The sequence below is a fragment of the Cellulomonas fimi genome (genome assembly GCF_028527925.1).
In the GTDB taxonomy this organism is placed as follows: domain Bacteria; phylum Actinomycetota; class Actinomycetes; order Actinomycetales; family Cellulomonadaceae; genus Cellulomonas; species Cellulomonas fimi_C.
Genome location: NZ_JAPESW010000077.1, coordinates 1 through 10,086, shown reverse-complemented (window position 1 = coordinate 10,086; position 10,086 = coordinate 1). Strand labels below are relative to the sequence as shown.

The following is a 10,086-nucleotide window of genomic DNA, read 5'->3' as shown; positions in this document are numbered from 1 at the left end:
ACAGCACGGGCGACGCTGACGCCGTCGTCGTGCCCGACGACCTGTCGTCGCTCGCCGCGGGCGGCACCGAGGTCCCGTCGCTCGCGCTCGTCGTGACGCAGGTCGCCGCGCCGGCGCCGCTCGCCGCCGCGTGCGCGCTGGCCAAGGTCGACGTGGACGTCGTGCCGTCGTCGGTCGGCGCGATCGCGGTGCTGCGCGACCCCGCGAGCGGGCCGGCCGGCGCGGAGGCGATCTCCAAGCTGCTGCGGACGCTGCCCGTGATCCTGCTCGAGCGCCGCGAGGGTCAGATCTCCGCAGGGCGCTGGACGGGCGGCGCGCGCGTCGCGGACCTGCCGCCCGGCCTCGTGCTCTCGGACGCCCCGGAGGTGCTCGAGGACCTGCTGCTCGGCGACGCGAAGGTCGCCGAGGTCCCGGGCGTCGTGTCGAGCGTCGGCACGTCCCGCTGGCAGGCGATGCGTGCGCTCGCGGCGGGTCGCAAGAGCCGGTGAGAGGTCCGTCTCGTCGCGCGACCGCGGCCCGCGTCGGCGACGACCGGCGGGTAGCCTGACGCGGTGTCCACCCCCCACGTCGTCGTCCTCGACTACGGCTTCGGCAACGTCCGCTCCGCGGTGCGCGCGCTCGAGCGCGTCGGCGCCCAGGTCGAGCTGACGGCGGACAAGCATGCCGCGACCGAGGCCGACGGCCTCGTCGTGCCTGGCGTCGGCGCGTTCGCGGCCGTCATGGGCGGGCTGCGCGCGGTCGGCGGCGACCAGGTCGTCGACCGGCGGCTCGCGGGCGGGCGTCCCGTGCTCGGCATCTGCGTCGGGATGCAGGTCATGTTCGCCGAGGGCGTCGAGCACGGCGACCGGGCCGACGGGCTGGGCGAGTGGCCGGGCGTCGTCGACCGGCTCGAGGCCGACGTCGTGCCGCACATGGGCTGGGCGACGATCGACGCGCCCGCGGGCAGCACGCTGTTCCGCGGCCTCGAGGACGAGCGCTTCTACTTCGTGCACTCCTACGCCGCGCGGTCGTTCCCGCTGACCGACGAGGAGCAGAGCGCGACGCCGTTCAGCGCGCCGCTCGTCACGTGGGCCACGCACGGCGACCGGTTCGTCGCGGCGGTCGAGAACGGCCCGCTCGCCGCGACCCAGTTCCACCCCGAGAAGTCCGGCGACGCGGGCGCGCAGCTGCTGACCCACTGGGTCGACTCGCTGCGCTGAGCCCGGTCCGACCCCATCACCGCACCACCTCCCGGAGGACACCCATGACCGACCGCCTCGAGCTGCTGCCCGCCGTCGACGTCGCCGACGGCCAGGCCGTCCGCCTCGTCCAGGGGGAGGCCGGCTCCGAGACCGGCTACGGCGACCCGCTCGCCGCGGCGCTCGACTGGCACGCCGGGGGTGCCGAGTGGATCCACCTCGTCGACCTCGACGCGGCGTTCGGGCGCGGCTCGAACGCGGACCTCCTCGCCGACGTCACGCAGCACCTGGCGAACAAGGGCGTGAAGATCGAGCTGTCGGGCGGGATCCGCGACGACGCGTCGCTGGCCCGCGCGCTCGGGACGGGCGCGACGCGCGTCAACCTCGGGACCGCCGCGCTCGAGGACCCGGAGTGGACCGCGCGCGTCATCGCCGAGCACGGCGACCAGATCGCGGTCGGTCTCGACGTGCGCGGCACGACGCTCGCGGCCCGCGGGTGGACGCAGGAGGGCGGCGACCTGTGGGAGGTGCTGGAGCGCCTCGACGCCGCCGGCTGCTCGCGCTACGTCGTCACCGACGTGACGAAGGACGGCACGCTGCGCGGCCCGAACGTCGACCTCCTTCGCGAGGTGTGCGCGCGCACCGACGCCCCGGTCGTGGCGTCCGGCGGCGTGTCGAGCCTCGAGGACCTGCGCGTGCTGCGCGAGCTCGTGCCCGTGGGCGTCGAGGGCGCGATCGTCGGCAAGGCGCTCTACGCGGGGGCGTTCACGCTGCCGCAGGCGCTCGACGTCGTCGGCCGGCCCTGACCCCGTCGTGAGCACCGGCCGCGCGCTGCCGCCGTCGTCGCCGTTCGCCGGGGACGACGGGTCCGCCGACCCGCGCGTCGCCGCGGCGCTGTCCGCGTACGGCCGGGGTGACGCGACGGTCGCGGGCGTGGTCGACGCGCTCGCGGGCACGCGCGTGCTCGTGCCCGTGCTGGCCGAGCTCGAGGCGGCCGACGTCGTCGTGCACGACGGGCACGCGCACACGGTCGACAAGGAGGCGTCCGCGGGGATCGTCGCGCTGCGGACGCCGGACGGTCGCACCGCGTTGCCGGTGTTCACCAGCGTCGCGGCGATGACGGCGTGGCGTGCCGACGCCCGGCCCGTGCCGACCGACGCGGCGCGCGCGGCGCTGTCCGCGGTCGAGGAGGGCTGGGAGGTGCTCGTGGTGGACGCCGGCGGTCCGGTCACCGCGCTGCTGCCCCGCACGGCGGTGTGGGCGCTGGCCCAGGGGCAGGCGTGGCAGCCCGCAGTGGTCGACGGGACGGTCGACCGGGACGTCGCCGAGGCGGTCCGGCGCGCGCTCGCGACCGTGCGCGACGTCGTCGAGGCGAGCGCGGACCCGGGGTCGCGCGCGGAGGTGGCCGTCGTCCTGGGCCTCGTCCCGGGGCTCGACCGGGCGCGTCTCGACGCGGTGCTGGCCCAGGTCAAGGCGGCGCTGGCGGCCGACGAGACCGTGACCTCGCGCGTCGACTCGCTCGAGCTGCGGGTGCGCGCCGCCGGCTGACCCGGGCGCCGGGCGTCAGTGCCGGCGTCGCAGCGCCCAGGCGAAGGCGAACACCGTGACCGCGGTCGCGGCGACGAGCTGCCCGCCGAGGATCACCCGGTTGAGGTCGAGCGTCGGCCGCCACTGCACTCCGGAGCCGTCGACGACGAACACGCCGACCGCCTTGACGTGCGCGGCGTACCCGCCGCCCCCGCCGTGCCCGCCGCCGTGCCCGTGGTGCGGCTCGGGGTCGCCCGACCGCCGGCCGAACGACGGCGCCGACGGCAGGTCGCCCTCTCCGTCCCCGGAGCCGAGACCGACGGCGCCCGACACCCGGGCGACGGGGATGACGAGCGTGCCGTCCTTCTCGTAGGCGTCGCCGAACACGCGGCGGACCGTGAGGTTGTCGTTGGCGGCGCCGGCGAGCTGCGTCGGGTCGAAACGAGGTGCGTCGGACATGCGTTCCTCCGTGCGTTCTCGGTCGGTCAGGAGCAGGTCGAGCGGTTCAGGTGCAGGTGGGTGCGGCGGTGAAGGCGGACTCGTCGTCCAGCATGGCGCGCAGGGTGCTGACGGGCACCACGAAGCTGTGCCCCTCGGCGTCCTTCGCGTAGACGACCCCGACGACGCGCCCGTCGGTGTCGAGCACGGCGGAGCCCGAGCTCCCGGGCTCGACGGGCGCGTCGGTCACGAGGACCTCGCCGAGGTTGACGTTGAGCGGGTCGGTCGTCGCGCCGAGCACGGACCCGGTGGTGATCGTGAGCCGCTGCCCGAGCGGGTATCCGACCACGGTCACCGCGTCACCGGTCGCGGGGTCGGCGTCCGCGAGCTCGGGTGCGGCGGGCAGCGGCTCGGCGGTCCGGACGATCGCGAGGTCGGCGAGCCCCGCCGTGCTCGCCGCGGTCGCCCCGACGTCGCGGCCGTCGTACGTGCTGAGCTGCAGGGCGGACGAGTCGGCCACGACGTGCCGGTTCGTCACGAGCGTGTTCGCGTCGATCGCGAAGCCCGAGCCCGTCGAGACCGAGCCGCACCCGATGTTGCGGATCCGGACGGCCATGCGCTGCGCCGCGTCGAAGCCGTCGGGGGAGAGGTTGCCGGACGACGTCGGCGCGGGCGCCGGGGCGCGGTTTGGGATGACGCTCGACGGCACCGGCGCGGGCATCGCGGGCAGGACGGCGCACCCGGTCACCGACGCGAGCAGCGCGAGGCCGGACAGCGCCCGCAGGCCGGGACGCGTCACCGGTCGAGCTCGCGCTGGAGGGCCGCGTTCGCGTCGGTCGCGGCACCGCACACGCGGTCCACGTCGGTCGCGAATCGCTGCAGGTCCGACGGGTCGTACTGGTCGGCGTCGCGGAGGTAGCCGATGAGGCGTTGCTGCCCGTCGATGCAGTTCGCGAGCGCGGTCGCGACCTGACCGGCGGCCTGGGACACGCGCGCCTGGTAGTCGGCCAGCTGCTGCTGCGACGCGCTGGTGTCGCCGAGCCGCGCCTTCTCGTCGGCGAGCTCGGTGATGCGCTGCTGCGCGGCGGCGAGCTGCGTCTGGGTGTCCGTGAGCTCGGCCTGCGCCGCCTCGAGGTCCGTCTGCACCTGGGCGAGCTCCGTGCCGTGGGTGCGCGCGAGGTCCTCCCACTCCGCCGAGGTCCGCTGCCAGGCGGTCGTGGTGCGGATCAGGTAGGCGGTCAGGAGCCCGGACACGACGAGCACCGCGACGAGCGCGACCGCGAGGACGGTGGTGCCTCGTCGCCGGCGCGGTGCTCCCGGCTCGCGCGCACCGGCGGTGCCGCCCGCAGGCGGGACGACGGGCGGGCTCGCCGGAACCCACGGCGTGGCTGCCGGTGCTGCGGTGGCGATCGGTGCACCGGGCGAGCCCGGTGCGGCCGTGGGTACGGGTGCGGGTGCCGGCCGGCCGGCCGGGGCGGGCGGCACGGCGCCGGGCACGGGCGGCAGGGGTGCCGTCGGCGCGTGCGTCGCGGGCGGGACCGGAGCGCTCGCAGGCGAACCGGGTGCGGGTGTCCCGGGTCGAGGGGTCTCGGGCCAGCCGGCGGGGGCGTTGTCGGTCGGCATCGCCCCAGGATACGAGCGCCCGCCGGCCCGGGGGTCGACCGTCACGGGTGAGGCGACGGGTCGGGGACCGGACGGTTCGCCCGGTCCGTCCGGGTGCCGGTCGCCGTCGGGCGCGAGCCGCGTCACACCGGGCGGGCGTGGCCGGGAATTCGGTCGGAGGACCGTTCGCCCCGGGCGACAATGGTCGCCATGTCCCGCTTCCCCTACGGCGCGCTGCTGCGCCTCCCGGGGGTGGGGCGGCTGTTCGCCGTGTCGTTCGTCGCCCGCATCCCGCACGCCATGACCGGCGTCGTCCTCACGCTGCACGTCGTGACGGCGCTCGACCGCGGCTACGCGCAGGCGGGTCTCGTCGCGGGCGCGATGACGGTCGGCATGGCGATCGGTGCCCCGTGGCGCGGGCGGCTCGTCGACCGGTTGGGCCTGCGCCGCGCGATCGCGCCGTCGATCGTGGTCGAGTCGGCCGTCTGGGTGGTCGCGCCGCACCTCTCCTACGAGGCCCTCGTGGTCGCGGCCGTCGTCGCCGGACTGTTCCTCGTGCCCGTGTTCTCGGTGACGCGCCAGTCGCTGTCCGTCATGGTGCCGCTCGCCCAGCAGCGCTCCGCGTTCGCGCTCGACTCGGTCGCCGTCGAGGTGACCTTCATGCTCGCGCCGGTGATCGGCGTCGTGCTCGCGACCCAGCTGTCGACGTCCGTGGCCCTCACGGTCGTCGGCAGCACGACGGTGCTCGCGGGCGTGCTGCTGTTCTGGGCGAACCCGCCGACGCGCTCGGCGACCCCCGCCGGCACGGCCGCGGTCGTCGACGGTGGGCGCGCGCGCGTGCTCGGTCCCGACCTCGTCGTCGTGCTGCTCGCCGCGCTCGCGGCGTCGTTCGTGCTCGTCGGCACCGACGTGTCGCTCGTCGCCGCGCTCAACGACGAGGGCCGCGCGGCCGACGTCGGCTGGATGATCGCGCTGTGGGCGGGCGGCTCGGTCGTCGGCGGCCTGGTCCACGGTGCCCGGCACCGCTCGCCGTCGCCGCTCGCGCTCGTCGCGATCCTCGCGCTCGCGACCGTCCCGGCGGCCTTCGCGCCGGTCCCCGTCTGGCTCGCGCTCGCGGTCGTGCTCGCGGGCCTGCCGTGCGCGCCCGCGCTGTCGTCGATCAACGCGACGCTCGTGCGGCTCGTGCCGGAGCACCGGCGCGGCGAGGTCATGGGCTGGAGCGGCACGATGTCGACGGTCGGCAACGCGCTCGGCGCGCCGCTGTGCGGCTGGGTGATCGACCACGGCACGCCCGGCCACGGCTTCCTCACCGCGGCCGCCGTCGGCGGTGCCGTCGCGGTCGGCGGCCTCGTGGTGCTGCGGGTCGCGTCCGCGCGGCGCGGCGGAGCGGTCGACGGGGCGGCGCCGCACCACGACGCCGCTCCCGGGACCGCCGACGGGACGACGCACGCACCGGCGTCGGCGGCCGCCGACGAGCCGACCGTGGTCACGCCGCGCGAGCCGCTCGCCACCGAGGGCGTGGTCGTGAAGGACCCGCGGGCGTCTGAGCCCTTCGCGGCCGCCACGGGCGTCTGACGCGCATCGGGCCGAGAGGGCCTGGGACGTCGGACGACGCGCGTCCTGCCGACCACGCGCCCGCCGGCGTCGGGCGACGCACATCGCGACGCCGACGCTTCCGGCGTCAGACGACGGAGCCAGTGAACTTCTCGCCGGGGCCCTCGCCGGGCGCGTCGGGGATGACGGACGCCTCGCGGAACGCGAGCTGCAGGGTGCGCAGCCCGTCGCGCAGCGACCGCGCGTGCTGGTTGCCGATGTCCGGGGCGGACGCCGTGACGAGCGCCGCGAGCGCGGTGATGAGCTTGCGCGCCTCGTCGAGGTCCAGGTACTCCGCGCCGGCGCCGTCCGGGCCGTCCTCGGCGAGGCCGCACTTCACGGCGGCGGCGCTCATGAGGTGCACCGCGGCGGTCGTGATGACCTCGACGGCGGCGACGTCCGCGATGTCGCGCGTCGCACCGGTCACCGCGCCGTCGGCGGTCTCGGTGGCGTCGGGGGCGTCGGACGTGGGGGAGTCGGTCATGGGCCCGATCCTCTCACCGCACACGCGTGGCTCGGACCGTCGCAGGCCCCCGGCGACGGCCTCGCACCCGTCCCGCCGGACAGCCGCACAGCCGCACGGCCGGACGCCAGGACGCGACGAGGCCCCGGCCGCCGGGTCGGCAGGACGGGGCCTCGTCGTGGGGTCGTGCGGGTCAGGCGACCGGGACGCTCGCCGTCGCGGGCTCGCCGGTCTCGACGGGAGCCGTGCCGGTCAGCGCGGCGCGCAGCTGCGCGCCCAGGCCGGCGTCGACCTGCGTCCAGTACTGGATCGCGCGCTCACGGATGTCGGCACGACGGACGCCGCCGACGTGCCCCGTGATCGTCTCGAGGAAACGCGCGCGTGCGGCGTCGTCGAAGACCTCGCGGTAGAGCGTGCCGGCCTGGCCGAAGTCGTCGTCCTCGGCGTGGAGCGTCGCCGCCGCGCGGACCATCGCGCCGTCCGACTCCCACCCGCCGGACTCGCCGGCGCGCGTCGGGTCGGCCGCCGGGCCGCCCGCCGAGTTCGGCGCGTAGACGGGGACGTCGGGGGCGTGGAACGCGATCCGCGCGGCGCCGTCCTTCGAGTACGAGTGCACCTCGGAGTGCGGCGCGTTGACCGGGAGCTGCGCGTGGTTGGTGCCCACGCGGTACCGGTGCGCGTCGGCGTAGGAGAAGATCCGCGCGAGCAGCATCTTGTCGGGGCTGGCGCCGATGCCCGGGACGAAGTTCGACGGCGCGAACGTCGCCTGCTCGATCTGCGCGAAGTAGTTCTCGGGGTTGCGGTTGAGCTCCATGACGCCGACCTCGATCAGCGGGTAGTCCGCGTGCGGCCACACCTTCGTGAGGTCGAACGGGTTGAAGCGGTACGTCGTCGCGTCCTCGTACGGCATGACCTGGACCGACAGGGTCCAGCGCGGGAAGTCGCCGGCCTCGATGTGGCCGAACAGGTCGCGGATGTGGTGGTCCGCGTCGGACCCGGCGAGCTGCGCGGCCTCGTCGGCCGTGAGGTTGTCGATGCCCTGCTGCGTCTTGAAGTGGTACTTGACCCAGAACCGCTCGCCCGCGGCGTTGACCCACTGGTAGGTGTGCGAGCCGAAGCCGTCCATGTGGCGCCACGACGACGGCAGACCGCGGTCGCCCATGAGCCACGTGACCTGGTGCGCCGACTCGGGCGACAGCGTCCAGAAGTCCCACTGCATGTCGTTGTCGCGCAGGTGCGAGCCCGGCAGACGCTTCTGCGAGCGGATGAAGTCGGGGAACTTGATGCCGTCGCGGATGAAGAAGACGGGCGTGTTGTTGCCGACGAGGTCGTAGTTGCCCTCGGACGTGTAGAACTTCAGCGCGAACCCGCGCGGATCGCGCCACGTGTCGGGGGAGCCGTTCTCGCCGGCGACGGACGAGAAGCGCGCCAGCATCTCCGTCGTCACGCCCGGCTGGAACAGCGCGGCGCGCGTGTACGCGGACACGTCGCCCGTCGTCGTGAACGTGCCGAACGCGCCGCCGCCCTTGGCGTGGACCACGCGCTCGGGCACGCGCTCACGGTTGAACTGCGCGAGCTTCTCGACGAGGTAGTGGTCGTGCAGGACGATCGGGCCGTCGGCGCCGACGGCGAGCGAGTGCGCGTCGGAGGCGACCGGGGCGCCGCTGTTCGTCGTCGTCGGGGGCACGTGAGACATGGGTGTCCTCTCCAGGGTGGGGGGTGCGTCGGGTGACCCGGGTACCGGGTGCCCGTCAGGGCCGGCGTGCCCGGCGGTCGCCGGGCGGCCGGTCAGTCGTCGGCGGCGGTCGCGGCCGCCGCGCAGGTGGGGCACAGGCCCCAGAACGTGACCTCCGCCGTCTCGACCGCGAAGCCGGACGTGGAGGAGGGGACCAGGCAGGGTGCGTGGCCCGCGGTGCAGTCGACGTCGTCGACCGCGCCGCAGCTCCGGCAGACGACGTGGTGGTGGTTGTCGCCCACGCGCCGCTCGTAGCGCGCCGGGTGGCCCGCCGGCTCGATGCGCCGGACCAGCCCGGCGGTGGTGAGCGCGCCGAGCACGTCGTAGACGGCCTGCACGGACACCGACGGCACCCCGGCGCGCACGAGGCGGAGCACGGTGTCCGCGTCGGCGTGCGGGCTGCGGCGGAGCGCGTCGAGCACGGCCAGTCGCGGGCTGGTGACCCGCAGGCCGTGGTCACGCAGGAGTGCGGTGTCGTCCACGTGTCCACCCAACCACCGATACTGGAATCATTCAAGTATTGGAGTCGTTCTACTTGACGTGGACCCGGCGGCTCGGGCCCCTCGGACGAGAGGTGCGCGGCCGTCTGGTAACCTTGTCCACGACTGACCTGCGACCGCGTGCGTCCGACCCGCTGAGGGGCGGCGTCCGACGGTCCAGGGGCACAAGTGGAGAACCTCCCACCTGGGTCTCGACCGACCGGCTCGACCGGCGACAGGGACCGGGTCACCAGTCCGCACGTCGACGGCCACGCCGTTCGGCGCGACTCGCGGCGACCGCACGGTCGTGCGCGGGGCGGAGCTGTACGAGGCCTCCTCCTGTGCTCAGGACGGGGGCCTTCCTCGTTCCTGACGGTCCGCCACGACGAACCTGAGGAGCACACATCAGCGAGCCCCGCATCAACGATCGGATCCGCGTCGCCGAGGTCCGCCTGGTCGGCCCCAACGGCGAGCAGGTCGGCATCGTCCGCGTGGAAGACGCACTGCGCCTGGCCCAGGACGCCGACCTCGACCTCGTCGAGGTCGCCCCGGACGCCCGTCCGCCCGTCTGCAAGATCATGGACTACGGCAAGTTCAAGTACGAAGCAGACATGAAGGCGCGCGAGGCCCGGCGCAACCAGACCAACACGGTCCTCAAGGAGATCCGCTTCCGCCTGAAGATCGACCCGCACGACTATGGCACCAAGAAGGGCCACGTCGAGCGGTTCCTCAAGGCGGGGGACAAGGTCAAGGTCATGATCATGTTCCGCGGTCGCGAGCAGTCGCGCCCGGAGATGGGCATCCGCCTGCTGCAGCGCCTCGCCGACGACGTCGCCGAGCTCGGCTTCGTCGAGAGCTCGCCCAAGCAGGACGGGCGCAACATGATCATGGTCCTCGGCCCGACCAAGAAGAAGGCGGACCAGAAGCAGGAGCAGCGTCGTGCTGCGCAGGCCGCGGCCCGTGCCGCGGAGGTGGAGACCGAGTCTCCCGCCGCCGCGCCGGCCCGCACCGAGGCGCCCGCCGCACCTGCGGCGACCGCCCCGTCCGCGCCTGCCTCGGCTGCTGCGGCAC

The 10,086-nt window shown here is 75.0% G+C and carries 12 protein-coding genes; 6 read left to right on the top strand and 6 right to left on the bottom strand.

The features are described 5' to 3' along the window. The 4 genes from OMK64_RS19250 to OMK64_RS19235 all read left to right on the top strand — a co-directional run. Positions 1–488: hypothetical protein (locus tag OMK64_RS19250; protein WP_276596315.1), on the top strand; the 488-nt coding region annotated here is incomplete at its 5' end. A gap of 63 nt (positions 489–551) precedes the next feature. Further along, positions 552–1,199 carry an imidazole glycerol phosphate synthase subunit HisH gene (hisH, locus tag OMK64_RS19245; RefSeq protein ID WP_272729969.1) on the top strand — a complete coding sequence of 216 codons (648 nt, stop codon included), beginning with the start codon at positions 552–554 and terminating at the stop codon, positions 1,197–1,199. Positions 1,200–1,243: 44 nt separating this feature from the next. Beyond that, positions 1,244–1,984, top strand: coding sequence for a bifunctional 1-(5-phosphoribosyl)-5-((5-phosphoribosylamino)methylideneamino)imidazole-4-carboxamide isomerase/phosphoribosylanthranilate isomerase PriA (priA, locus tag OMK64_RS19240; RefSeq protein ID WP_272729968.1), 741 nt, complete (start codon positions 1,244–1,246; stop codon positions 1,982–1,984). Between the two features lie 7 nt (positions 1,985–1,991). Continuing rightward, on the top strand, positions 1,992–2,726 hold the full coding sequence (locus tag OMK64_RS19235) for an SseB family protein (protein ID WP_272729967.1): 735 nt from the start codon (positions 1,992–1,994) through the stop codon (positions 2,724–2,726). 15 nt (positions 2,727–2,741) lie between these two features. Here OMK64_RS19235 and OMK64_RS19230 read toward each other — a convergent pair whose 3' ends face one another. From OMK64_RS19230 to OMK64_RS19220, 3 genes are read right to left on the bottom strand one after another with little or no spacing between them, the layout of a single operon-like run. Further along, on the bottom strand, positions 2,742–3,164 hold the full coding sequence (locus OMK64_RS19230) for a spore germination protein GerW family protein (RefSeq protein ID WP_272729966.1): 423 nt from the start codon (positions 3,162–3,164) through the stop codon (positions 2,742–2,744). Between the two features lie 46 nt (positions 3,165–3,210). Next, positions 3,211–3,942, bottom strand: coding sequence for a S1C family serine protease (locus tag OMK64_RS19225; RefSeq protein ID WP_272729965.1), 732 nt, complete (start codon positions 3,940–3,942; stop codon positions 3,211–3,213). Continuing rightward, on the bottom strand, positions 3,939–4,766 hold the full coding sequence (locus OMK64_RS19220; protein ID WP_272729964.1) for an efflux RND transporter periplasmic adaptor subunit: 828 nt from the start codon (positions 4,764–4,766) through the stop codon (positions 3,939–3,941). Before OMK64_RS19220 ends, OMK64_RS19225 begins: the two co-directional genes overlap by 4 nt. Positions 4,767–4,955: 189 nt before the next feature. Between OMK64_RS19220 and OMK64_RS19215 the strand changes: the two genes are divergently transcribed. After that, entirely contained in the window at positions 4,956–6,320 is a 1,365-nt protein-coding gene (locus OMK64_RS19215) for an MFS transporter (RefSeq protein WP_272729963.1), read from the top strand. Positions 6,321–6,426: 106 nt separating this feature from the next. On the opposite strand, the gene OMK64_RS19210 is transcribed toward OMK64_RS19215, so the two are convergent. The 3 genes from OMK64_RS19210 to OMK64_RS19200 form a co-directional block, all read right to left on the bottom strand. Beyond that, positions 6,427–6,822 carry a DUF1844 domain-containing protein gene (locus OMK64_RS19210; protein WP_272729962.1) on the bottom strand — a complete coding sequence of 132 codons (396 nt, stop codon included), beginning with the start codon at positions 6,820–6,822 and terminating at the stop codon, positions 6,427–6,429. 172 nt (positions 6,823–6,994) lie between these two features. Next, positions 6,995–8,497 (bottom strand): catalase, encoded by a 1,503-nt coding sequence (locus tag OMK64_RS19205; RefSeq protein ID WP_272729961.1) that lies wholly within the window; start codon positions 8,495–8,497, stop codon positions 6,995–6,997. 92 nt (positions 8,498–8,589) lie between these two features. Next, positions 8,590–9,018: a Fur family transcriptional regulator gene (locus tag OMK64_RS19200; protein WP_272729960.1), complete on the bottom strand. Its 429-nt coding sequence runs from the start codon at positions 9,016–9,018 to the stop codon at positions 8,590–8,592. A gap of 401 nt (positions 9,019–9,419) precedes the next feature. Between OMK64_RS19200 and infC the strand changes: the two genes are divergently transcribed. Further along, on the top strand, positions 9,420–10,086 hold a 667-nt coding region (infC, locus tag OMK64_RS19195), incomplete at its 3' end, for a translation initiation factor IF-3 (RefSeq protein ID WP_272729970.1).

Excerpts from the sequence above, each read along its gene's own strand:
- priA (WP_272729968.1), top strand. The coding sequence starts at position 1,244 with ATGACCGACCGCCTCGAGCTGCTGCCCGCCGTCGACGTCGCCGACGGC.
- OMK64_RS19230 (WP_272729966.1), bottom strand. The coding sequence starts at position 3,164 with ATGTCCGACGCACCTCGTTTCGACCCGACGCAGCTCGCCGGCGCCGCC.
- OMK64_RS19220 (WP_272729964.1), bottom strand. The coding sequence starts at position 4,766 with ATGCCGACCGACAACGCCCCCGCCGGCTGGCCCGAGACCCCTCGACCC.
- OMK64_RS19215 (WP_272729963.1), top strand. The coding sequence starts at position 4,956 with ATGTCCCGCTTCCCCTACGGCGCGCTGCTGCGCCTCCCGGGGGTGGGG.
- OMK64_RS19210 (WP_272729962.1), bottom strand. The coding sequence starts at position 6,822 with ATGACCGACTCCCCCACGTCCGACGCCCCCGACGCCACCGAGACCGCC.
- OMK64_RS19205 (WP_272729961.1), bottom strand. The coding sequence starts at position 8,497 with ATGTCTCACGTGCCCCCGACGACGACGAACAGCGGCGCCCCGGTCGCC.